Origin of the sequence: Ruegeria sp. ANG10 (assembly GCF_040705255.1) — a bacterium.
Taxonomy (GTDB): Bacteria; Pseudomonadota; Alphaproteobacteria; order Rhodobacterales; family Rhodobacteraceae; genus Ruegeria.
This window is the reverse complement of the sequence record NZ_JBFCVU010000011.1, coordinates 116,440-137,936: the sequence shown is the minus strand read 5'-3', so window position 1 is coordinate 137,936 and position 21,497 is coordinate 116,440. Positions and strand designations below refer to the sequence as shown.

Sequence of the window (21,497 nt, the reverse complement as noted above, 5' to 3'; positions counted from 1 at the left end):
CAACGATGGCACGCCTGCGCCCGGATAAGCCGTTCATTCACCCCGATTGTAAGATCACAGAAAGCAGTTTCGGAGCGTATGTCGAGATCGGCGCAGGCAGTCGTATCGCGAATTCGTTATTGGGGGACTACTCCTATTGCGATCGGACCTGTGACATTGCCAATGCCGAGATCGGTAAATTCGCCAACATCGCCAGCTTCACCCGGATCGGCGCGACCGATCACCCGATGGAGAAGGCGTCTTTGCATCACTTCTTGTATCGTTCTGCGGATTATTGGGATGATGCGCAAGACGACCCGGATTGGTTCGCGCTGCGCGCCAGTCGCACAGCGAAGATTGGGCACGACACATGGATCGGACATGCGGCGATCATCAAACCCGAAGTGACAATCGGCCACGGAGCTATAGTCGCCTCAGGGGCGGTGGTTACAAAGGATGTGCCTCCTTACACTATTGTCGGGGGTGTAACGGCTCAACCTATCCGTCGCCGCTTCTCTAAAGAGATTACTGCGCGCATGTTGGCGTTGGCTTGGTGGGATTGGGACAATCAGCGCCTACGTGCTGCCTTACCGGATTTCCGGAGTCTCAGCGCCGAAGCTTTCCTTGAGAAATACGAGATGACCTTCGCGCCAGCAGGCTGAATGAATTCCCGTACCCGCAGGTGCATCACCGAAGCCCAAAGGGAGGAGGCCTCTGCAACTAGGTCGAAGACGAGGATGAAACTTCCCGGTCTTCAATCGTCGTTCAGAGTTAGGGTAACGCGTTCTCCTGCAAAAACGGTGCGTCCGTATTCCACTGGCACACTGTTCAAGTCAGCATTGATCCCTGCCGAATGCAGCACCGGCGCACCTTGGGGCAGTTGCAGATGCAAACACTGCGTCGCTGTTGCTGCCCGAGCTGTCAGGCGGGTAGACACGCGGGTGTAATCTTCGATGCCACAGCGTTGAAGCGCCTTGGTTACAGATTGTGTGTCTTGCAGCGCATACAGGATGCCTGGCAAGCGATCTGCCGGAAAGACGCTCTGGAACAATCCGATGGGCTGACCGTCGGCCAGAGACAGGCCGTCATAGACATGAACCTTGTCTCCAGGAGCAAGTTGCAGGGCTTCGGCTTCGGTACCATCTGCAGCCCGGGTTGTAAGTGAGAGGATCTTCTTGCCGGGCATCTTGCCGCTGGCCGAAATGCTTTTGTGATATCTCACCCGTTTGCCAATCGGATAGTCGGTCGGTCGCGCGGCCACAAAAACACCAGCTCCGCGACGAGGGTGGACCAAACCTTGCTCCGCCATCTCTGACAATGCCCGCCGCACTGTATGCCGGTTGACGCTATGCTGTGCCGCCAGTTGTGCCTCGGTCGGCAGCCGATCTCCGGTGTCGTATCGCCCTTCTGCGATGTCGGAGGTCAAGCTTAAGGCGATACTCTTCCAGATCGGAGTTTTGCTCATGTTACCAAACTTTCACACTGTCGCGATTGCGAGTCACTCTACTGGGGTGTAATATTTGTCTAGTTGTATAGTTCACGTAGACAACCCGGCCAAGAGGGTTTTATGACAAATCAGACTAAAATAGCGCATGCCGCGCGTCAGGAGTGGATGGGTCTACTGGCTAGAGCATCCGAAGACAGCCTGTTGGCTTTGTGGGGCGAAGTTGAGCAGCAGCCAGACTTTGATTGGCTCCGCAATCCCGAGGTGGGCGGTGTTATGGTTCGAGGACGGACCGGAGGAACAGGCGCGCCGTTCAACCTGGGTGAAATGACAGTCACGCGGTGCTCACTGGTATTGCAGGATGGCACGGTGGGGCACGGTTATGTGCAAGGCCGATCTAAACGCAAGGCCAAGGTGGCGGCGCTGATCGATGCGCTTATGCAGACAGGCGCGGCGGATGAAATCCGCGCGCGGGTGATCGCACCGCTTAGTCAGCAGATGCAAGCCAGCAAGACGGCACGGGCGGCGAAAGCGGCTGCTACGAAAGTTGAATTCTTCACTATGGTGCGGGGAGAGGATTGATGAAAGCCCAAACCCAATTTTTAGGCGGTTTCCAGAATGCTCCGATTGATGCAGCCCACGCCTTTCGCGCCGCGATGACGGTGATGGCGCGCCCAGGCGAGGTCCGCTCGATCGCGGGTTGCCAGCCACCTGCGCCTTTGTCGGTGGCAGCAGGAACGTTGCTGCTCACGCTCTGTGACCCGGAGACCAAGGTGCATTTGGCAGGCGAGACCGATACGGATGCCGTTCGCCAGTGGCTGACCTTTCACACCGGCGCGCCCATCACTGATGCGGGGGAGGCGGATTTTGCAGTGGGAACATGGCATGCCTTGATGCCACTCAGCGCCTTTCGGATTGGAACGGCGGAATACCCGGACAGATCAGCTACTCTGATTGTGGAATTTGATGAACTGCAACAAGCCGGGCCAGAGCTGACAGGACCGGGCATCAAGGTCAGGACACGCTTGTCACTGCCGGATGTACCGGCGCTGCAAGCCAATTCGGCGCTTTACCCATTGGGCTGTGATTTCTTCCTTACCTGCGGCAACAGGCTCGCGGGCCTACCGCGCAGCACGCAGATCAAGGCGGAGGGCTGAGCGATGTATGTAGCTGTTAAAGGTGGTGAAAAAGCCATTGAGAATGCCCATGCCTGGCTGGCGGAAGAGCGGCGTGGATCCATGGATATTGCCGAACTCAGCATCGGACAAATCCGCGAACAGTTGAGCCTTGCAGTGAACCGGGTGATGGCCGAGGGGTCCTTGTTCGATCCCGATTTAGCGGCACTTGCGATCAAGCAGGCGCGAGGGGATCTGATCGAGGCTATCTTTCTGATCCGCGCCTATCGCACGACTTTGCCACGGTTTGGGTACACGATCCCCGTCAAGACCGAAGAGATGGCCTGTGATCGACGTATCTCAGCCACCTTCAAGGATGCACCGGGCGGGCAGGTTCTGGGGCCAACGTTCGACTACACGCACCGACTGCTGGATTTCAAACTGGCTGCCGAGGGCGAAGTTGCACCCGCGTCGCAAGGTGCGCCACGCACCGAGCCGACACCACATATCACAGAGTTCCTCAAGGGCGAGGAAATCATTCAGGACGAGCCATTCAGTGACGCCATTCCTGGAGATCTGACCCGCGAGCCTATGGAATTCCCTGGAAGCCGCCCCTTGCGCCTGCAATCACTGTCGCGCGGGGATGAGGGTTTCGTGCTGGGCATGGCTTATTCTACTCAGCGTGGCTATGCCCGCAATCATGCCTTTGTCGGCGAACTGCGGATCGGCAAGGTAGCGGTTGAGATGGACATCCCCGAATTAGGCTTTGCCATCGCAGTCGGGGAGGTCGAGCTGACCGAATGCGAGACGGTTAACCAGTTTACAGGCTCCAAGACCGAGCCCCCTCAGTTCACGCGCGGATATGGGCTGGTTTTTGGTCAATCAGAACGCAAGTCCATAGCAATGGCTCTGGTTGACCGCGCGCTGCGGTGGGAGGAACTGGGTGAGGACAACCTGGGCGCCCCTGCACAGGACGAAGAATTTGTCCTGAGTCACGCGGACAACATTCAGGCCACCGGGTTCCTCGAACATATCAAGCTGCCGCATTACGTAGATTTCCAGTCCGAACTAGAGTTGGTCCGCAAGCTGCGTCGCGAAGCCGAAGAGCGTATCACGCTGAAGGAGGCTGCAGAATGACACTCTCCTGTCGGCCCAGTGCAAGCGATTTTTCGCCTCTAGTCGGTGTTTTCCAACTCGGCACCCTCAAATTCCGAGGCTCCAACCGACATCCATTGACCGCTTTTGTCTCGAAGCTGCGCAGCGCGTCGCCGCCTAGAGTGGCGGATATGCAAAATGAGGTAAATCATAATGGTCAAAATGACCGCGCAATAAACGTAAACGTCCATAAAAACACCAAAACACAAAGTGATACATCAAAATGAATGAGTATAACTTCGCATATTTGGACGAGCAGACCAAGCGGATGATCCGTCGGGCCATCCTGAAGGGGCTGGCTGTGCCGGGCTATCAGGTGCCCTTTGCCAGCCGAGAGATGCCGATGCCATATGGCTGGGGGACGGGTGGCGTGCAGGTCTCGGCCGCGACGCTGACGCCCGAGGATACGTTCAAGGTGATTGATCAGGGTGCCGATGATACCACAAACGCCGTTTCGATCCGCAAGTTCTTTGAGAACACGGCGGGGGTGAAAACCACCGAAGAAACCGATAAGGCCACGGTGATCCAGACCCGCCACCGCATCCCTGAGGCAAAGCTGACCGAGGATCAGATTCTGGTCTATCAGGTTCCGATCCCCGAACCTCTGCGGTTCCTTGAACCCCGCGAGACTGAAACGCGCAAGATGCACAGTCTTGAGGAATACGGGTTGATGCATGTGAAACTGTACGAGGACATCAGCCAGCACGGGGCGATTTCGACCTCTTACGCCTATCCGGTGAAGGTGTCGGGCCGCTATGTGATGGACCCGTCGCCGATTCCGAAGTTTGACAACCCCAAACTTGAGATGGACGCGATCCAACTGTTTGGCGCAGGGCGGGAGCAGCGGATCTATGCGGTGCCACCTTATACCAAGGTCGTCAGCCTCGATTTCGAAGATTACCCGTTCGAGGCTACCAAGGCGGACCATCCCTGCGATCTGTGTGGGGCTGAAGACAGCTATCTGGACGAGGTGATCATGGATGACACGGGCAACCGGATGTTTGTCTGTTCCGATACTGACTACTGCCGCTCGCGCCGCGCGGCGGGACATGTGGGCCGACTCGCCGAGGAGGACGCAGCATGAAGCCGCTGTTACAAGTCAAAGGTATCGAGAAACGCTATGGCGCGAGAATCGGCTGCACAGAGGTTAGCTTTGATCTCTACCCTGGCGAGGTGATGGGGATTGTTGGTGAAAGTGGTTCCGGCAAGTCGACTCTGCTGAATTGTCTGGCGGGGCATCTGGAGCCGGATGCGGGGCAGGTCGTCTTTGACACGCGCGCCGATGGGCCGATGGATACAGTCACGATGTCGGAACCCGCGCGCCGGATGCTGGGCCGCACAGATTGGGCTTTTGTCCACCAGCACGCCCGCGACGGGTTGCGTATGTCGGTTAGTGCCGGGGGCAATATCGGAGAGCGTTTGATGGCTGTAGGCGACCGTCATTACGGCGATATCCGCGACAAAGCTATCGACTGGCTGGGTCGAGTCGAGATTGAGGCAACCCGAGTAGATGATCGCCCCACGGCGTTTTCGGGCGGGATGCAACAACGTTTGCAGATCGCGCGCAATCTGGTGACGGGACCTCGGCTGGTTTTCATGGATGAACCGACCGGCGGACTGGATGTCTCGGTTCAGGCGCGGCTACTGGACCTGCTACGGGGGCTGGTTCGCGAGATGGGGCTGAGCGCCATCATCGTCACTCATGATCTGGCGGTGGTTCGGTTGTTGGCGGACCGGTTGATGGTGATGAAAAGCGGTCATGTGGTCGAGGTCGGGCTGACCGATCAGGTGCTAGACGATCCGCAGCACGCATATACGCAATTGCTGGTGTCCAGTGTTTTGCAGGTTTGAGGGTGAATGCAATGATTGAACTCAAAGATGTCAGCAAAAGCTTTACTTTGCACAATCAGGGCAGCGCAGTGATCCCGGTAACGGAGGGAGCCTCCTTCCGTGTCGCTCCAGGTGAATGTGTTGCCCTGACCGGCGCGTCGGGGGCGGGCAAGTCGACCCTGATGCGTGTGATCTATGGCAACTATCTGGCCGCCTCAGGGCAGGTATTGGTTGGTGGTCTGGACGTGACGCAGGCCGAACCGCGCGAGGTTCTCGCACTGCGGCGCGAGACGCTAGGCTATGTGAGCCAGTTCCTGCGCGTCGTGCCTCGGGTTCCGACGCTGGAAGTGGTCGCCGAGCCTCTGCTGGCCCTCGGGCGCGACAGGCAGGTGGCGCTGGATAAGGCGGCGCCGTTGTTAGCGCGCTTGAACATCCCAGAACGTCTCTGGGCACTCAGCCCGACCACCTTTTCCGGTGGTGAACAGCAGCGTGTGAACATCGCACGCGGTTTCGCGCATGACTATCCCGCGATGCTGTTGGATGAACCCACGGCCTCATTGGACGTACAGAACCGTGAGACAGTCCTGTCGCTTATCGAAGAAGCCAAGGCACGGGGCGCGGCGATCGTGGGAATCTTTCACGACGTCGCCGCGCGTGAGCGGGTCTGTGATCGAGAGATCAACGTGTCCGAATTCACCCCCGGAGTAGCAGCATGACCCTTGCACCAGTCATTGCGATTGTCGGCCCCTCAGGTGTTGGAAAAGACAGCGTTATGGATGCGCTGGAGGCCAAAATACCCGGTATTCACCGGGTACGCCGAGTAATTACACGACCAACGGGGGAAGAGGGCGAGGATTTTGACCGTGTATCTGTTGAGCGTTTTCAACAGATGGCCGCCGACGGCACCTTTACTCTGAACTGGGCCGCCCACGGCCTCTTTTATGGAGTGCCATCCAGCATCAACTCCCTCAGGCAACACGCGGCGGCGGTTCTTGTAAACCTGTCGCGCTCAGTTCTGGCGCAGGCACAGGAAGTTTTCGGCGATCTGGTCGTGATCTCTCTGACCGCCGATCCTGAGGTTTTGGCACAGCGCCTGTCTGCGCGTGCTCGGGAGAGCTCGACTGAACAGGCGAGGCGCCTGGCCCGGGCAAAGACACCTCTGCCAGAAGGGTTAGCGAGGGTGATCGAGATCGACAATTCGGGGCCGCTGGACGCGACGATTGATGCGATCCTCGCGCAACTTCAGCCGGAAAGGGCATAGCGATGGATCAGTTCGAAGCGCCCGTCCGCAGCCTCGCCCATCAACGCCAGATCGCTGATTTGAAATGGGGTGGGCAGCAGGGGCGCCAGTTGCGCTTGCAGCGCGTTCTGAACAGTAGCCAGCGTGGGTTTGTCCAGCTTGCCACTGAGGGTGATGTGAAACCGAAAAGACTCCATCACATAAGGATAGCCCCACTTCAAAAGATTGGCGTCCTGTTCGGCCGACAAACCGTTGGCGCGTCGGCGATCCAGCTCGGCCTGCAGTGCAGGGGCGCGAAAGCGGTCCAGATCCCGCACGCAGGCCGCGCCCAAAGCGTTCAAAGAAGTGTCGTCGCCCAGCGGGCGCAGCGCCAGGAAACGACCCAGCCTTGCTATCTCCAACCCATCCAACGTGACAGGGGATTGTGTGGCCGCGAGTTGCGCACAGGCTTCAGACAACGCTTCGACCGTTTGCTCGTCGCGCAACCGAAAAGGCGGCTTCATCGTTGCATGCAGCCCGTACTTGCGCGGTGCCTCGGTTACCGCGGCAACGTCCACTCTGTCGACTCTAGGATGTGCGCAAGCCCTGGCGGCTTCCAAATCCCAACCCAGCCAGCTGGTGGCGAATTGCGTCCAGTCGGCTGCAGCCGGCGGCGCAAAATAGATCGCGTATCGCGTGAATGTCACATTGGCCTCCTATGCGTGGCCTTCCCAATAGCTCAAACTGTGTGAAGTTCAGATGACAGAAGAAACGATCCTTGCCAATGCTACACTTGTTCTCTCGAATGAGACGGTTACAGGCAGCATCTTTATTGTTGGTGAGACCATTGTGGGGGTTGATACCGGCTCGACAGTACCGGCAGGTGCAGTCGATTGTGAGGGCGATTATGTCAGCCCCGGTCTGGTCGAATTGCACACAGATAATCTTGAACGTCACATCCAGCCGCGCCCCAAAGTTGACTGGCCTCATGCAGCGGCGATTTTGGCCCATGACGCTGAGTTGGCAAGTACCGGAATTACCACTGTATTCGATGCGATGCGCATCGGTTCCATCCCCAGTGGTCAGCGCTATAAGAGATACGCTCGTGATCTGTCGCGGGAGCTGTGGCAGCTGCGTGAACAGGATGCCTTGAAAATCAGTCATTTCCTGCACTTGCGGGCTGAAGTGTGTTCCGAGACGTTGGTTGACGAGTTGGATGAATTTAGTGCCGAGGATCGTGTCGGTCTGGTGTCCTTGATGGATCACACGCCCGGGCAGCGACAGTTCCGGGATATGACGCAGCTCGAAGCCTATATGAAGGGTAAACACAGCATGAACGATGATGAGTTCTTGCAGCATGTGGCACAACTTAAAAAGCTTCGCGAGCACAATGGTGACCGGCATGAGGTTGAAACTGTGAAGGCCGCCCGGCGGTTTGGCGCGATGCTAGCCAGCCATGATGATACCACGCATGAACAGGTCGCGGTGTCGGCCGGTCACGGTATCAAACTGGCTGAGTTTCCCACCACTGTCGAGGCGGCCCGCGCCTGCCATGACCACGGAATCAAGGTGATGATGGGGGCACCTAACGTGATACGGGGCGGGTCGCATTCCGGAAACGTGGCTGCACAAGAACTGGCAGAGCTTGGGCATCTCGACATATTGTCCTCGGATTACGTTCCAGCTGCGCTTCTGCTGTCTGCAACCCGTCTGGGTGAGATGTGGGGAGACATGGCTCGGGGGCTTCGGGCTGTGACACAGACGCCTGCTGAGGTCGTCGGGTTGGGGGATCGTGGAGAACTGCGCAGCGGTGCTCGAGCAGATGTCATCCGATTTCGCATGCGTGAAGGCGCACCTGCGTTGAACGGTGTGTGGTCCCGCGGGCGGCGCGTGGCATGATCAGGCGCGATAGAACAGATACCGGTCCGGGGCGATGGTTTCTGGGCCCTTGATCTGCTGGAATCCAACCAGAGGTTGCCCCGAAATCAGCAACCCGCCGGGCCGCATTACCCGCGCAATCAGCGGGCTAAGGCGCGCTGCTTCGGCAACATCATCTTCTTTGATGCCGCGTCCAAAATCATAATGTGCCAGCGCGATCTTCGGTCCATCAATGCCAAGCTTTTCAAGCATGGGTTCGGCTTCGCCCTGCAAAAAATCCTCGGCCGGAGGTGTGCTGGACGGGTGGCATTGCAGAACCCGGTCCATGACCCAGATCCGACGATGGGGCAGGATTTCCCGCAAATGGTCATAGGTGCGGCCATTGCCCAGCCCCATGTCCAGAACATCGCCGTCCATGTCGCTGATCTGCACCACAGTCCAGTTCAGACCGTCTCGTTGCGCCGTCAGGCGTCGTAGCATGGAATCCAGTCGGCTCATTCGGGTTCTCCGGTTGTTTCTGTTGCCGCTTCCCAGGCAAAACCGGGGCCATCCAGAAGTCGGCTCAGCAGCTCTTGGGTAAAGGTCCAGATGGACTGATCATGGACCAGATGGTGGGTCAAGACGCCAAATGGTTCGGCAATGTCGGCGCGCCCCTCACGCCGGTCGCGCAACAGCTCTGATGTTTGACTGATCAACTTGTCCGCTGCCACCAACCCGCGAGTTCCGCGCCAGTCGATCGGGTCCAGATGGGTGTTGATTTGTTCTAACCCCGGCGCAGGTTCTCGCGTCTTACGCGGCGTCGCCGTCGAGACAATGCGATATCCCAGATCAGGCAATTTCTGAACTACTTCGGGCGAGATGCGGTTCCAGGGCGGCACAAACATTGGGCACAATCCGTCTCCGAACAAAGTGCGCAGCCGCTCTAGTCCAGACTGCGCATCGGCAGTTATTTCCTCAAACGGGCGGTGCAGTCGGAATTCGGATTTCTTTTCGTCAGGTGGTGCATGGTTGTGGTGCGCCCAGCCATGTACCACAGGGATCAACGTCGGTTGCTGCGCTACGTGATCCGCCAGACCAGTATCGGCATCACGGGGAATAATCGCCAGATGAACGGGCAGGTCGAGCGACCGCGACAACTCCGACAGCCTCTCAAGCTGCGGTGTCCTTGAAACGGCGTCATCATCTCGCCACCACAGCGGCAGCGACAAGCCCTGCGCATGCCAGATGCCCAACTCCGCCTCTAGAGGGCGCCAGTCCTTCATCCTGCTTGCCCCCGCAGATTCACGACAACCTCGACCGATCTTGCGGCCCCGTCAAAGCCCTGTGTCGATACCGGACGTGGACCGTCCGACATCACAGACACAACGGCCTGCGCCAAAGTAGCCCCATTCAAGGATTTGCTTGGCAACACCTCGATGGCCGACAAGTCCGACAGGCTCTGACCACGCAAGCCCTGTTCAACCTCCTTGCCGTCGTCGAACGGAATAAACACCGCAGGCGTTCCCGATTGCAAAATATCCAGCGCCGTGTTGTAGCCGCACATACTTACCGAGGCTGCTGCATGGGGCAGCATCTGCCGGAAATCCGGGCGCACCGATTCCAGCGTCACCTGGGCATCGCCCACGAGTTGCGATAGCTGATCTATACGTGCCCTTGCGTCCTGCCCGCCCACCAACAGGCGCCAGCGCCTGTTGGGCATCTTTCGGGCGGCCTCGATGGCCGCGCGAAAGATCGGCTGGCCCACCGATCCGCCACCAGCGCTGACCAGTATTTCGCCTTTGCCCACCGCATCCGGATGCGGCACGGGGGCTTCAGGCGCGACAAAACCTGTATAGAGCAACCGTGGGCGCAAACGGTCAGTCACTGGCCAGCTTACTTCCAGCGGAACAACGCTTTGATCTGAATGGACGAGGATACCGTCGTAATACCGGCACACGATCTCTTCCGTGCGTTCCGCCTTTGATGGTTTCGATGGAGGGGCCAGAATATCGCGGATCGAACCCAGAATGACCGGGCGTCGCGGCAAGTTCCAGGCGGCCTCCAATGCGGCATTGAACTCGGCCGCCAGTGACCGGCGACCAAAGGGAAAAAGCTCGGTGATCAGCACATCGGGTGCGAAACTCTGCACGGCTGCGACCAAGGCGGTTTCGCGCGATGTCAGATAGGCGGCATCGGCCACGTCACCGCTTTGGGTTAAAAGCCTGGTAAAATCCGTACCGTCCGAACGCAGCGGTGGAAGCCCCAACAGGGTCATGCCCTCGCTACCCAGTTGCGGCGCGGGCATTCCGCCCGAGACAACAAAGGTTTCATGCCCGTCCCGTACGAATGCCCGTCCCAACGTCAGCGCCCGACTCAAATGCCCGGTGCCCAGCAGGTGAGTGACAACGATCATGACTTTCATTGCGGTGCCTCTGGTCCGATCAGGCGGACGGGTTCGGGTTGGGGGCTGAGTGTTGACATATCAACGATGTACAGGCGGTTTCGCTTGATTTTAAAGGGGGCGGGACCATTGAAATCCCATCCCCAGGCACGCGCTAGAATGACCCGCATAATACCGATGTGGCAGACGGCAACCGTATCGCCAGACAACGCGTTCAACCAGGGGTGAAGACGGGCCCATACCTCAGCTGGGCTTTCACCGTTTGGAGGGCGGAAATCCCAGCTCCAGTCTTCGATATGGCGGTATCCGCTGTCCGGGTCGGCAATCAGGTCGACCCCGCGCAACCCTTCCCAATCACCCCAGTTCATCTCGGTCAGCGCGTCCGAAGTCTGTGGCTCGCGTCCCGCGACCAGACGGGCGGTTTCGCTGGCCCGCAACAGGGGGCTGGACCAGAGGTCCGCGTCCTTCCATGGCGCGGGCAGTTGCGTAGCGGCTAACTCCGCCTGCGCGTCTTCGTCCAGCGGAATGTCACTGCGCCCCTGAATGCGGCCCGCGCGGTTCCAATGGGTGTGACCGTGCCGAAGCAGTGCCAACTGGATCATGACCGAACCTCCATCAAGGGGCGCGTTGCCTGCCAGAACCGGTCAGTGGCTGCAGGCATCAGGTGACGTTCGGCCACGCGTGCGCGGGCTTTGGTCCCCAGTGACAGGCGCAAAGAAAGGTCATCCAGCAAGGCGCGCAGCCGTGCGGCCAGTCCTTCGGGGCCAGTGTCGACCGAAGGATAGTCCGACGGGGTCAGCACATCCCGTACGCCGGGCCGGTCCTGCGCTACAACAGGAACACCGCTGGCCTGCGCCTCCAAATAGATCATGCCATAGGCCTCGTTCACTCCGGGCCACACCAGTACCGAAGCCGCACCGTAAAGCTTCTGCAAAGCATCGCGGTCACATTGCCCCAGAAACCGGACCTTTGATCCGAACGGGGCCATCTGCGCCTCGACTTCGGGACGTGCTGGGCCATCACCCGCAATATCCAAGGACCAGTCGCCGTCGATAAGGGGCAGGGCCTGCGCAAGAAGACTGTAGGAAGCCAGCTTGTCACCGTGCCGCATCATGCCCACGGTCAGCATTGGGCCAGCACAGCCCGAGGCGGGCGGCAAATCCGACCTGGGCAGGAAAGGGGGTAATTCTACAAGGCTTTGATCCCCGTACCGTTCCCGTTCCAGAGTGATCAGGTCATTGGCGGTGTGGTAAAAAATCACCCGAGCCGCATCACAAGCTTCATGCGCGGCTTGGGCGAACCCAGCCCAAGGACCGGTCAGGCGGCTGGTTGCGCGGGTGCTTTCCAACTGAACGTAGGGAATGTTGCGCGCCTTACAGACGAGCGGGCCCAGCAGATCAGGCGCTTTGTAATAGTTGTGATAGGTCACCCAAAGCGCTGTGTCCGACGGCAGATCGGCGATCAGACGCTGCACCTCGGCGTCAGCTTCGGCGCGCAATGCGGCCTGCACCTGCGCGTCCCCGGCTTTGTCGTAGATACGCAATCGCGAGGCCAGTTCGACCGTATCCCCTTGCGCGGCGATCGCCTGTATCAGGTTACTGGCCATTTCGCGGTCCCCCGACGGCACCGGGCTGTCCGGCGCTTTCATCGGAGAGTAAAAGGCCACCCGTGCCATCAGCCTAGGTCCGAACCCAATGCGCGCAGTCGTTTGGACAGGCGGGCAATGCCGGGGTCCATGCGGAAATCGGCAATCAAGCGATCATAGGCGGCACTGGCCATCAAAGCAGTTTGTTGTGGGTCGGCGGCCAGACGGATGATGGCGCTGGCCAATGCGGCCGGATCATCGTCGGACAAGACACCGTGGGTGCCGGTTTCGATAAACTCGGGGATGGCCGAAATCGGCGTCGACAGGATCGGCAACAGCTGTGATGCAGCCTCCATCAAAACGTTGGGCAGCCCGTCACGGTCTCCGTCACTGGCGATCCGGCTGGGCAGCACAAACAGGTCTGCGCTGCGCATTGCTTCGATGACTTCGGGTTGATCACAGGCGCCTTGCCACGTGATCCGTTGCGAAATGCCAGCGGCGTCGGCCCGACGACGCAGAGTATCACCAAGTGTTCCGCCGCCGATATGCGTCCAGTGCCAGTCCAGCGTTTCAGGTAGCATGGCAAATGCGTCGATCAGTCGGTCAAAGCCCTTTTTCTCGACCAGACGACCGACCGAGAGCATGTGAAACGGCCCGTCCAGCGCGCGTGGGATGCGGTTTGGCGGAGAAGGAAAACGATTCAGATCCAGCCCGTGATAGATCAGATCAACCCGCGCGGGATCGTCGGCCAGACTGCGTAGATGGTCTGCCCCAATGGCCGTGCAGGTCGCACCAAAAGCCGCTCCATGGGTGTCGGCGCGCAGTTTTTCGACCTTTTCCCACTCGGGTGAGGTCCAGATATCCTTGGCGTGGGCCGAAAAACTCCACGGCAGGCCGCGCATAATAGCGGCGTAGCGGGCGACCGAGGATGGGGTGTGCATGAAATGCGCGTACATAACTTTTGTTGCGCCGGGTAATTCGGCGGCCAGAACGCAGGCCTGACCAAAGCGCCGTATGCGGTTGTGGGTGGGATCGCGGCGCAGATCGGCGCGCCAGACCCGGTAGGCCTCGGCATAGCCGGGCAGGGCTTGCGCAGTCTGTCGCGCGGCCCAGACACGCTGTGGTTCTTCGTAAAGGTACTCTGGCAGGTAATGCACCTGACCCCGAAACCGGTCGTGCAGCGGGTGCCGTTTTACGTCGGTCGGATGGCGCAAAGACCAAATGTCAAAGCTATGCCCGGCCTCTTGCAAGGCGACAAGCTCCTGGGCAATGAACGTCTCGGACAGGCGCGGCCACCCTTTGACCAGCACCGCCAGTTTCGGCTGGGCTGTGGTCATCCGATGGCCCGTTCCTGTTCCTGGCTCAGCAAAGCGTCAACACGGTCGGTGACATAGTCCAACCCGTCCAGCAGCCCGTCCTGAATGGTCTGCGATGGCAGGGGTTGGTGTGGCAGGTCGCGGATCGCTTCGATCATCGCATCCGCGGTTAACCCGTCGCGGTTTTCGTCCAGCATCCGCACAAGGCCCAGCCCTTCGGCGCGCGAGGCGCGAATCCACTGTTCTAGCCGTGGCGTTGTGCGAGGCACGATGACGGCACGTTTGTCAAAGGACAGAACTTCGCAGAACGTATTGTAACCGCCCATACAGACCACCCCGGCGGCCCCCGCAAACAGCGTTTCGATCTGGGATTCGAACCCCACAGCGGTCACCCGGCCATTCAATGCGGCAACGCGGGTCTCGAATTCTTCACGCAACTCACCGGAAAGGAAGGGGCCGTAAACCAGTACTGCACGTGGCGACAAAGTGGGGTCTTTTTCGTAGGCAGACAGCACCTGGTTCACCATCGCCTTCCCATCGCCACCGCCACCGGGTGTGATCAGGATATAGGGTTGTTCAGGTGGCTCCCCTACAGGGCCAAGATCCCGTCGCAGGTAACCGGTCCAATGCGTGCGCGATTGCGCTGCGTGGCTAAGCGGCAGCCCCTTAGTTGGATCATAGATCGAGCGCAGACCGTAAACCCAGATTTCGTGATAGAAGCGCTCGGTCGCAGCAAGGGCGTCTTTCCGCTCCCACTCGGCGGCCAGAACTTCAGGTTCGTCCAGCACGTCGCGGAGGCCAAGAACCAGCTTGGTGCGTTGCGAATGCAACAGATGTTCCAATGTCGGCAGCAACTCACCGCGAAAACCGGTGGGTTCCTTGTCGACGATCAGCATATCGGGGTCGAATTGCTGGACGGCAGTCTGGATCAGACCTGCGCGCAGTTCGGTCACTTCTTCGATCCCCATGCCAATGGTGCGCGCTGCATAAGAGCCATCGGCACGTTTGGTCACACCTGGCAGGCGCACGTGGTCAACCCGGCGCGGAAAGGTGAACCGACCTGCCACGGGCGACCCGGTCAGGATCAGGGCCGACGCTTTCGGGTTGGCTTGCGTGATAGCTGCGGCAAGAGCGCGCGACCGGCGCAGATGCCCCAATCCAAATGTATCGTGGCTGTAGAACAGTATGCGCGGCGCACGGCCGGTGATGTTGTTTTGTATTCCTAGGCTCATGCCTTCGCCTGTCGTGTCCCTGGGTGCAAATCCGCGCGTTAAACTCCGTTACCGTATATTCTTTGACGCCGCTTGCCAAAGGGGGTGCCGAGATTGTGCAAATTCGTCAAACATGGCGAAATGGCAACAGCCAAAGTACAGGTGGTTTCGGAGCGCTTTTCCCCGTTACACCCGGCGTTGATCTTGCCATTCCACTCATACTACAGGGTCGGTCATATTCAGTTTTTTCAAGGTTGCAAACACTCTTGTCGCCTGCATTGCAGCCGAAACACGAAATGACACGAACTTGAGCCGTGAAACGCTGAATATTTGAATACGCTCAGGCGCTTCTGTAACCTGCGATGCAACATACGACTTGGACAGAAAAATTGATGAAACTCAGACTAATTGCTGGAATGGCTCTGATCCTGTGGGCGTTTGCCGCGGCCTTCGTCAAAGGGGCATCGGCGCAAGTCCCTTTAATCCCCGGATATACCTCAGAGTCTGAGGCCGAAACTGGGGCCGACGGTGATCTGGCCGCCGCGATCAAGGCCGCGACCGAGGCCGGCGCGAGTGTGATTGTCATCGACAGCGCAGGGCAGGTTGTGTCTTCGGGTGGTCAGCAAGGTGATGAGGCCTCGGCCGAGGACGCGAGCGGGCCGATGGGCGACGGATCGCAGCTTATGAAAGCGCAGGAAAGGTTCTCAAAGTTCCGCGAATCCATGCAATCGCGCCTAGAGGCTTTGCCCTATTCCATTTTCGAAGTTCAGTACGTTCTGCGGCAGACCAGCCCGGATGGTCGCATTCAGACCTATGTCGAGGTTCTGGTGTGGAACATCCTGTTTCTGCTGCTGGGGCGCTGGCTGTCGACCGAGATTTACGGCAAGCGCATGGCCAAAAAGCTGGTTGTGGCGCGGTCCAAGGAAAACCCGCAGGGCTATCGGGAAAAAATGCCATTTCTGGTGTTCAGATTCTTCATGGGGATCGGGGGCACGATCTTTGCGATGCTGATGGCGCTGATCGTGGGGTACCTGTTCTTTGGTGAAGCCGAAGATATCTCGATTCAGTTTACGGTCACGGCGATCTTTACGGCGTTTTTCCTGTCGCGCACGATATCCGACCTGTGGCGGATGGTTCTGTCCCCTTATCTGAGCCAATACCGTTTGCCACCCTTCTCGGATCGGGACGCAAAGCGGCTGTATTTTTGGGCGTCGGCGCTGGCGACCTACGACATCTCGGTCGTATTGTTCGCCACCTGGGTGGCGGATTTCGGGTTGAACTACAATGTCTATGCTTTGGTCTATGGTGGCCTGACCATGTTGGGCGCGCTGGGCAATTTGTTGATGATCATGTTCAATGCGCGCGCCATTTCGAATGCCATTCGCGGCGGGCGCGCACCGGACCAAGTGTCGTGGATTCTGCGGTTCATCTCATTCGCGTGGGCGCCTGTGCTGGTTGTCTATATCGTATTCAGCTGGTTCAAGCTTGCGGTTGATCTGGTGCTTGAGAATGAGAATTCTCTGCCGATCGTGGCCAGCAGCTATTTGATTTTCATGTCTGTGGTCGTGGCCTATGGCGCGATGAATTACCTGCTGGAACGTTACTTTGATCGTAACCGCCAGATGGGAGACATGAATGCGGCGGCCGCGGAAGAGGATGAAGAAGCCGTCGAGACACCCGAGGCGGAACTACGCCAACACTCGATCCTGACATATGAGGATTTGGCCCGTCGCGTGGCAGGGATTTTGGCCTTTGTGGTCGGGCTTTATGCGTTGGTGGTGATCTGGAACCCCGAAGCCAGTTGGAGCGAGGACCTGCCGGTCGAGCGTGCTCTAGATGTGATGGTCATCCTGTTCATCGGCTATATTCTGTTCCACTTCTTCCGCATCTGGATCGACTCGAAAATCGCCGAGGAAACCGATGATGGCGGCGAAGAGGCCGAGTTGGGCGATGAAGGCGGCGAAGGCGGGCAAAGCCGTCTAGCGACCCTGCTGCCCCTGTTCCGTGGCGCGATTTTGGCCGTTGTTGTCGTCACGATCGTTTTGATCGTGTTGATGGAATTGGGGATCAATGTCAGCCCGCTGTTTGCCGGTGCTGGTGTGGTGGGGTTGGCTGTTGGGTTCGGCTCGCAAACGCTGGTGCGCGATATCTTTTCGGGGGCGTTCTTCCTGATGGATGATGCGTTTCGGAAAGGGGAGTATATCGACATCGGAGACGTGAAGGGGACGGTCGAAAAAATCTCGGTCCGGTCATTCCAGCTGCGTCACCATCTGGGCGCGCTGAACACGATTCCCTTTGGTGAGATCAAGGTGCTGACCAACTATTCCCGTGATTGGGTGATCATGAAGCTGCCGCTGCGTGTGACCTATGACACTGATGTTGAGAAGGTGCGCAAGCTAATCAAGAAACTGGGTCAACAATTGCTGAGCGACCCGGTGATCGGCGACAACTTTATCCAGCCGCTGAAATCGCAGGGCGTGATTGAGATGCAGGATTCCGCGATGATCATCCGGGTCAAGTTCATGACCAAGCCCGGTGACCAGTGGCTGGTGCGCAAGAAAGTCTATCAGGATATCCGCGAGCTGTTCGCACGCGAAGGGATCAAGTTTGCTCACCGCGAAGTCACCGTACGATTGGCCGAAGGCAAAGAACCCGAGGATCTGACGTCAAAGCAGCGCGAAGCCGTGACCGGCGCGGTGCAGGCGGCGATTGATGAGGATTATCTGGACGATATCGGCCCCGGTGGAGACGATCGCTAGGGAAGGCTCCCGCCCCTTTGGGATGCGTCTCTGACGAGACGCTACCCAAAGCGTTGGGCCGCGCCGCGCGTGCCGCGCGGCGATCAGATTAGGTGGTCAGCGAAGGCCAGATGGGTTGGGATGTGCCCAGCTTGGCGGCTGGCAGAGCCCATGACATGTGGGCCTGGCCTACGGACAAGGCCGGTTTCAGGCGATGGCCGGGCCCCCAGCCGGATGCTTCAACCTCTTGTGCGTAGTCGGATGCCGTGGCGGTTGCGATCTCTTCATCCTGCTCGGATTTCGCCAGGGCGGCCAGCAGTTCAGCTGTACGAGCCAGTGACAGCTGCGCCAGCATGATAGAGTTTGCAGACGCGGCTTCGGCCAGTGCTGACATGACCGTCGCAGCCATCAGAAAGCCTGTCGCATGATCCAGCGCCTGAACCGGCAGTGGAGTGGGTTTTTCGGCCTTGGCCCAGACGCGACCCGCATCTGCGATGCCTGCGCTCATCTGTACGAGACTGTCAAAACCACGTCTGTTGGACCATGGCCCCTGCCAGCCATAAGCGTTCAGAGTGACCTCAATACGGTTGGAGGCCAGTTCATCGCGTTTAATCTTGGTCAGCCCAAGCGCGTCCAGCGCGCCTGGGCGATAGCCATGGATGAAAACATCCGCTTGCTCCAGCAGGTCTTGCAGTTTCTTCAGGCCAACAGGCGATTTCAGGTCCAGGTAGGCGCAGTGCTTGCCCAAAGAGATTCCGGGAATGACGCCCGGCTCATCCCATCCGGGCGGGTCGATGCGCAGTACCTCAGCCCCGAACCCCGCAAGCGTGCGGGTTGAAACCGGTCCGGCCAGAACACGCGTCAGGTCCAAAACGCGCAAGCCCGCCAGCGGCCGTCGGGCCGTTGCCTCGGGACGGTCGCGCAGCGTAATGTGCCGGGGGCTGTGCCATCCGATCAGCGGATCGCGCGACACCGCCCGCCCTTGCGGGTGTTCCAGCCATTCGGTCCGACCGCGCATCGCGGCGGCCGCGCCGCCCTCGGCCACAACTGAGGTTTCCAAATCGGCGATGGACCAGTCTTTCACAGCCTGTTCAACTGCGTCCCGGTTGGCTTTCGCTTCCAGCACCTTCAGTGCCGCTGCCCGGTGGGAGGGCAGATTGGTGTGCAGCCTGATCCAGCCATCCGACGCCTGATAATCTCCGGCGATTGGGTCCCAGAGGCTGGGCATCTCCCACCCGTCTGGTTTGAACGAAGACCCGTACCACAGCGAAGCCAAACGATGATTGACCGATATCTCAGGCGCTGTGGGGGCAAGGTTCATCGCTGTGATCAGGCGCGCCAACTCTTGACCAACGGCAGCAAAACTGGCGGTTGCCAGTTCGGATACGGCAAACGCGCTGGACCATGCGCCCTTCCCGGTCGACTTGTAGCTGTCTACAGCGGGGAGGGCGGAAATCAGGCTCATTGCTGATACGGGTCCAAGCTGTCGCGCAAACCGTCGCCCAGGAAGTTGAAGGCGAGCACGATAACGATAATCGGCAGCATCGGGATTGCCGTCCACGGATAGATCTCGATCGAGGCGAGGTTCTGTGCGTCATTCAGCATCACACCCCAGCTGACTGCGGGTGCGCGCAGCCCAAGACCAAGGAAGCTGAGCGCCGTTTCCCCCAGGATCATCGCAGGGATCGACAGGGTGGCCGATGCAATCAGATGGGACATGAAGTTCGGCAGCAAGTGCTTGCGGATCACCCGACCCGAGCTTGCGCCCATCATCTCGGCCGCGCGTACGTATTCTTCTTCGCGCAGCGACAGGAATTTGGCGCGTACAGATCTTGCCAGACCAGGCCAATCAAGTATGCCAAGGATGATCGAGATAATGAAGAACACCGCCACCGGGCTCCAGTTCGAAGGCACAGCGGCGGACAGGGCCAGCCACAGGGGCAGTTCGGGTAGGGATCGCAGGATTTCGATGATCCGATTTATCACCCAGTCGATCTTGCCGCCGAAATAGCCAGCCATCGAACCGAAAATAATTCCAAGGGTGAAAGACACCGAGATGCCGATCAGACCCACGGTCAGCGACAGTTGCGCGCCATAGAGAATGCGGCTGAAAACGTCACGTCCCAGACGATCAGACCCCCATAGGAAAAGCGTTGCGCCTTCAGGGGCGCAGAACAAATGGGTGTCAGTTTTGATCAGGCCAGCCAGTTTATATTCGGACGCTTCACAGAAAAACTTGATTGGCCGAGGGTCTTCGAGGTCGGGTACGAATTTCCACTGGAAGGTTTCCAGATCAGCTTCGGCAACGATGGGAAAGACGTGCGGGCCAATGAATTTGCCCTCGTAGAACCAGTTGATGCTTTGGGGCGGGGCATAGAGGTGCTCTCCGTTCCGTTCATTCGGGCCATAGGGCGCGATGAACCCCGCAAAGGGTAGCATTAGATAACACAGCAGCAGGAAAATGCCTGAGATCAAGCCCAGCTTATGAGTCTTGAACTTGCGCCAGACCAGCACCCAGTTTGGCGCGTCCAGATCGGCACGCTCAAGCTGTTGCAGGGCGGCGTCCGGGTCATAGGGGGTGTCGTCGACGTAACGACCGTCGGGATGTTGGGTCATGCTTCACGCCCCTCGTACCGGATGCGCGGGTCAAGCATGACCAGCAGAATGTCAGATATCATGGTGCCGATGAGGGTCAGCAGGGCCACGAACATCAGAATAAAGGCGGACAGGAATTGATCCTGCGTTTTCAGCGCTGTCAAAAGGGTCGGGCCGATGGTTTGCAGGCCAAGAACGACCGAGACCAAAACCGAGCCAGACACCATCGAGGGCAGCAGGTTGCCGATATCGGCCACGAAGGGGTTGAACGCCACCCGCAGCGGGTATTTCGCCAACATCCGCGACGGGGCCATCCCTTTGGCGATGGCGGTTTCCACATAGGGTTTGCCCAGTTCGTCCAGCATGTTGGCGCGCAGGCGTTGCATCATGGCCGAGGCCCCTGACGTACCGATCACAAAGGTCGGAACGATCAGGTGGACAAGGATGGATTTCAACTTATCCCAGCTCATCGGCTGGCCTTCAAAGGATGGGTCCATCAAGCCGCCGATGGGTAGGTTGAAGTAACGGTGGCCGTAATAGAACAGGATCAGCGCAAGCAGAAAGTTCGGCGTGGCTAGACCCAGATACCCCACAAAAGCCGACGTATAGTCGATCCACGTCCGGGACTTGGCAGCGGCAAGGACACCAAGCGGCAGCGCGACGGCGTAGACGAACAGGATGGCGGCCAGATTGACCACTACGGTCAACCACAGGGTATCGCCTACAATCTCGGCCACGGGGCGGTCGAATTCGAAGGACCAGCCATAGTTGCCCTGCAGAAGCCCCTCGAACCCGTGTGGACCGGGCCAGAATCCCATCCAGATCAGATATTGTTCCCAGACGGGCCGGTCCAGCGCATATTCCGCACGCAGAAATTCCGCCTTGGCCACGCCGGCAGACTGGCCGGAAGCCTGCAATTCGGCGATCTGATTGCTCAGGTAATCTCCCGGCGGTAGGTTGATGATCACGAAGATCAGCACCGACACCACCAACAGAGTCAGCAGCATCGTGAAAAAGCGATACACCGCATAGCGCAGCATGACCATTTAGCT

General features: G+C 58.9%; 22 protein-coding genes. 10 read left to right on the top strand and 12 right to left on the bottom strand.

Annotated features, from left to right (window positions below; genetic code table 11):
- The first annotated feature begins 5 nt into the window (after positions 1–5).
- Positions 6–641, top strand: a complete 636-nt coding sequence (locus tag AB1A64_RS19485) for a chloramphenicol acetyltransferase (protein WP_366553383.1) — start codon at positions 6–8, stop codon at positions 639–641.
- 92 nt (positions 642–733) lie between these two features.
- Here AB1A64_RS19485 and phnF read toward each other — a convergent pair whose 3' ends face one another.
- Entirely contained in the window at positions 734–1,444 is a 711-nt protein-coding gene (gene phnF / locus AB1A64_RS19480; protein ID WP_366553381.1) for a phosphonate metabolism transcriptional regulator PhnF, read from the bottom strand.
- Between the two features lie 102 nt (positions 1,445–1,546).
- Here phnF and phnG point away from each other — a divergent pair, with 102 nt between their 5' ends.
- The 7 genes from phnG to phnN all read left to right on the top strand — a co-directional run bounded on the left by phnG (position 1,547) and on the right by phnN (position 6,784).
- A complete protein-coding gene (gene phnG / locus AB1A64_RS19475) occupies positions 1,547–2,005 on the top strand; it encodes a phosphonate C-P lyase system protein PhnG (protein WP_366553379.1) in 459 nt (152 codons plus the stop codon).
- Positions 2,005–2,580, top strand: coding sequence for a phosphonate C-P lyase system protein PhnH (phnH, locus tag AB1A64_RS19470; protein ID WP_366553377.1), 576 nt, complete (start codon positions 2,005–2,007; stop codon positions 2,578–2,580). Before phnG ends, phnH begins: the two co-directional genes overlap by 1 nt.
- Before the next feature lie 3 nt (positions 2,581–2,583).
- Complete coding sequence (locus AB1A64_RS19465; protein ID WP_366553375.1) at positions 2,584–3,675, top strand: carbon-phosphorus lyase complex subunit PhnI; 1,092 nt, start codon at positions 2,584–2,586, stop codon at positions 3,673–3,675.
- A 241-nt stretch (positions 3,676–3,916) separates the two neighbouring features.
- Positions 3,917–4,777 carry an alpha-D-ribose 1-methylphosphonate 5-phosphate C-P-lyase PhnJ gene (locus tag AB1A64_RS19460; protein ID WP_366553373.1) on the top strand — a complete coding sequence of 287 codons (861 nt, stop codon included), beginning with the start codon at positions 3,917–3,919 and terminating at the stop codon, positions 4,775–4,777.
- Positions 4,774–5,544, top strand: a complete 771-nt coding sequence (phnK, locus tag AB1A64_RS19455; protein WP_366553371.1) for a phosphonate C-P lyase system protein PhnK — start codon at positions 4,774–4,776, stop codon at positions 5,542–5,544. The genes AB1A64_RS19460 and phnK overlap by 4 nt, the downstream gene beginning before the upstream one ends.
- Positions 5,545–5,555: 11 nt before the next feature.
- Positions 5,556–6,239: a phosphonate C-P lyase system protein PhnL gene (gene phnL, locus AB1A64_RS19450; RefSeq protein WP_366553369.1), complete on the top strand. Its 684-nt coding sequence runs from the start codon at positions 5,556–5,558 to the stop codon at positions 6,237–6,239.
- Positions 6,236–6,784: a phosphonate metabolism protein/1,5-bisphosphokinase (PRPP-forming) PhnN gene (phnN, locus tag AB1A64_RS19445; RefSeq protein ID WP_366553367.1), complete on the top strand. Its 549-nt coding sequence runs from the start codon at positions 6,236–6,238 to the stop codon at positions 6,782–6,784. Before phnL ends, phnN begins: the two co-directional genes overlap by 4 nt.
- On the opposite strand, the gene AB1A64_RS19440 is transcribed toward phnN, so the two are convergent.
- On the bottom strand, positions 6,766–7,449 hold the full coding sequence (locus tag AB1A64_RS19440; RefSeq protein WP_366553365.1) for a DUF1045 domain-containing protein: 684 nt from the start codon (positions 7,447–7,449) through the stop codon (positions 6,766–6,768). The genes phnN and AB1A64_RS19440 overlap by 19 nt on opposite strands.
- 52 nt (positions 7,450–7,501) lie before the next feature.
- On the opposite strand from AB1A64_RS19440, the gene AB1A64_RS19435 reads away from it, so the two are divergent.
- Positions 7,502–8,641 (top strand): alpha-D-ribose 1-methylphosphonate 5-triphosphate diphosphatase, encoded by a 1,140-nt coding sequence (locus AB1A64_RS19435; RefSeq protein ID WP_366553363.1) that lies wholly within the window; start codon positions 7,502–7,504, stop codon positions 8,639–8,641.
- On the opposite strand, the gene AB1A64_RS19430 is transcribed toward AB1A64_RS19435, so the two are convergent.
- The 7 genes from AB1A64_RS19430 to AB1A64_RS19400 are packed head-to-tail and all read right to left on the bottom strand — an operon-like array spanning position 8,642 to position 15,133.
- The gene (locus tag AB1A64_RS19430) at positions 8,642–9,118 is read right to left on the bottom strand and encodes a class I SAM-dependent methyltransferase (RefSeq protein WP_366553361.1); all 477 of its coding nucleotides are present in this window, start codon (positions 9,116–9,118) and stop codon (positions 8,642–8,644) included.
- Complete coding sequence (locus AB1A64_RS19425) at positions 9,115–9,882, bottom strand: polysaccharide deacetylase family protein (protein ID WP_366553359.1); 768 nt, start codon at positions 9,880–9,882, stop codon at positions 9,115–9,117. Before AB1A64_RS19425 ends, AB1A64_RS19430 begins: the two co-directional genes overlap by 4 nt.
- Positions 9,879–11,021 carry a glycosyltransferase gene (locus tag AB1A64_RS19420; protein WP_366553357.1) on the bottom strand — a complete coding sequence of 381 codons (1,143 nt, stop codon included), beginning with the start codon at positions 11,019–11,021 and terminating at the stop codon, positions 9,879–9,881. Before AB1A64_RS19420 ends, AB1A64_RS19425 begins: the two co-directional genes overlap by 4 nt.
- Positions 11,018–11,602, bottom strand: a complete 585-nt coding sequence (locus tag AB1A64_RS19415) for a histidine phosphatase family protein (RefSeq protein ID WP_366553355.1) — start codon at positions 11,600–11,602, stop codon at positions 11,018–11,020. The genes AB1A64_RS19420 and AB1A64_RS19415 overlap by 4 nt, the downstream gene beginning before the upstream one ends.
- Positions 11,599–12,675, bottom strand: a complete 1,077-nt coding sequence (locus AB1A64_RS19410) for a glycosyltransferase family 4 protein (RefSeq protein WP_366553353.1) — start codon at positions 12,673–12,675, stop codon at positions 11,599–11,601. Before AB1A64_RS19410 ends, AB1A64_RS19415 begins: the two co-directional genes overlap by 4 nt.
- Positions 12,675–13,922, bottom strand: coding sequence for a glycosyltransferase family 4 protein (locus tag AB1A64_RS19405; protein ID WP_366553351.1), 1,248 nt, complete (start codon positions 13,920–13,922; stop codon positions 12,675–12,677). Before AB1A64_RS19405 ends, AB1A64_RS19410 begins: the two co-directional genes overlap by 1 nt.
- Positions 13,919–15,133 carry a hypothetical protein gene (locus tag AB1A64_RS19400; RefSeq protein ID WP_366553349.1) on the bottom strand — a complete coding sequence of 405 codons (1,215 nt, stop codon included), beginning with the start codon at positions 15,131–15,133 and terminating at the stop codon, positions 13,919–13,921. The genes AB1A64_RS19405 and AB1A64_RS19400 overlap by 4 nt, the downstream gene beginning before the upstream one ends.
- Before the next feature lie 371 nt (positions 15,134–15,504).
- On the opposite strand from AB1A64_RS19400, the gene AB1A64_RS19395 reads away from it, so the two are divergent.
- Positions 15,505–17,871 carry a mechanosensitive ion channel family protein gene (locus AB1A64_RS19395; protein ID WP_366553347.1) on the top strand — a complete coding sequence of 789 codons (2,367 nt, stop codon included), beginning with the start codon at positions 15,505–15,507 and terminating at the stop codon, positions 17,869–17,871.
- 88 nt (positions 17,872–17,959) lie between these two features.
- Here AB1A64_RS19395 and AB1A64_RS19390 read toward each other — a convergent pair whose 3' ends face one another.
- The 3 genes from AB1A64_RS19390 to AB1A64_RS19380 are packed head-to-tail and all read right to left on the bottom strand — an operon-like array spanning position 17,960 to position 21,491.
- The gene (locus AB1A64_RS19390; protein WP_366553345.1) at positions 17,960–19,315 is read right to left on the bottom strand and encodes a CoA transferase; all 1,356 of its coding nucleotides are present in this window, start codon (positions 19,313–19,315) and stop codon (positions 17,960–17,962) included.
- Positions 19,312–20,466 (bottom strand): ABC transporter permease, encoded by a 1,155-nt coding sequence (locus AB1A64_RS19385; protein ID WP_366553343.1) that lies wholly within the window; start codon positions 20,464–20,466, stop codon positions 19,312–19,314. Before AB1A64_RS19385 ends, AB1A64_RS19390 begins: the two co-directional genes overlap by 4 nt.
- The gene (locus AB1A64_RS19380; RefSeq protein WP_170351800.1) at positions 20,463–21,491 is read right to left on the bottom strand and encodes an ABC transporter permease; all 1,029 of its coding nucleotides are present in this window, start codon (positions 21,489–21,491) and stop codon (positions 20,463–20,465) included. Before AB1A64_RS19380 ends, AB1A64_RS19385 begins: the two co-directional genes overlap by 4 nt.
- Between the last annotated feature and the right edge of the window lie 6 nt (positions 21,492–21,497).

Excerpts from the sequence above, each read along its gene's own strand:
- AB1A64_RS19430 (WP_366553361.1), bottom strand. The coding sequence starts at position 9,118 with ATGAGCCGACTGGATTCCATGCTACGACGCCTGACGGCGCAACGAGAC.
- AB1A64_RS19420 (WP_366553357.1), bottom strand. The coding sequence starts at position 11,021 with ATGAAAGTCATGATCGTTGTCACTCACCTGCTGGGCACCGGGCATTTG.
- AB1A64_RS19465 (WP_366553375.1), top strand. The coding sequence starts at position 2,584 with ATGTATGTAGCTGTTAAAGGTGGTGAAAAAGCCATTGAGAATGCCCAT.
- AB1A64_RS19415 (WP_366553355.1), bottom strand. The coding sequence starts at position 11,602 with ATGATCCAGTTGGCACTGCTTCGGCACGGTCACACCCATTGGAACCGC.
- AB1A64_RS19435 (WP_366553363.1), top strand. The coding sequence starts at position 7,502 with ATGACAGAAGAAACGATCCTTGCCAATGCTACACTTGTTCTCTCGAAT.
- AB1A64_RS19485 (WP_366553383.1), top strand. The coding sequence starts at position 6 with ATGGCACGCCTGCGCCCGGATAAGCCGTTCATTCACCCCGATTGTAAG.
- AB1A64_RS19400 (WP_366553349.1), bottom strand. The coding sequence starts at position 15,133 with ATGAGCCTAGGAATACAAAACAACATCACCGGCCGTGCGCCGCGCATA.
- AB1A64_RS19460 (WP_366553373.1), top strand. The coding sequence starts at position 3,917 with ATGAATGAGTATAACTTCGCATATTTGGACGAGCAGACCAAGCGGATG.
- AB1A64_RS19405 (WP_366553351.1), bottom strand. The coding sequence starts at position 13,922 with ATGACCACAGCCCAGCCGAAACTGGCGGTGCTGGTCAAAGGGTGGCCG.
- AB1A64_RS19390 (WP_366553345.1), bottom strand. The coding sequence starts at position 19,315 with ATGAGCCTGATTTCCGCCCTCCCCGCTGTAGACAGCTACAAGTCGACC.
- AB1A64_RS19425 (WP_366553359.1), bottom strand. The coding sequence starts at position 9,882 with ATGAAGGACTGGCGCCCTCTAGAGGCGGAGTTGGGCATCTGGCATGCG.
- AB1A64_RS19395 (WP_366553347.1), top strand. The coding sequence starts at position 15,505 with ATGAAACTCAGACTAATTGCTGGAATGGCTCTGATCCTGTGGGCGTTT.
- phnF (WP_366553381.1), bottom strand. The coding sequence starts at position 1,444 with ATGAGCAAAACTCCGATCTGGAAGAGTATCGCCTTAAGCTTGACCTCC.
- phnL (WP_366553369.1), top strand. The coding sequence starts at position 5,556 with ATGATTGAACTCAAAGATGTCAGCAAAAGCTTTACTTTGCACAATCAG.
- AB1A64_RS19380 (WP_170351800.1), bottom strand. The coding sequence starts at position 21,491 with ATGGTCATGCTGCGCTATGCGGTGTATCGCTTTTTCACGATGCTGCTG.
- phnN (WP_366553367.1), top strand. The coding sequence starts at position 6,236 with ATGACCCTTGCACCAGTCATTGCGATTGTCGGCCCCTCAGGTGTTGGA.
- phnK (WP_366553371.1), top strand. The coding sequence starts at position 4,774 with ATGAAGCCGCTGTTACAAGTCAAAGGTATCGAGAAACGCTATGGCGCG.
- AB1A64_RS19410 (WP_366553353.1), bottom strand. The coding sequence starts at position 12,675 with ATGGCACGGGTGGCCTTTTACTCTCCGATGAAAGCGCCGGACAGCCCG.
- AB1A64_RS19385 (WP_366553343.1), bottom strand. The coding sequence starts at position 20,466 with ATGACCCAACATCCCGACGGTCGTTACGTCGACGACACCCCCTATGAC.
- phnG (WP_366553379.1), top strand. The coding sequence starts at position 1,547 with ATGACAAATCAGACTAAAATAGCGCATGCCGCGCGTCAGGAGTGGATG.
- phnH (WP_366553377.1), top strand. The coding sequence starts at position 2,005 with ATGAAAGCCCAAACCCAATTTTTAGGCGGTTTCCAGAATGCTCCGATT.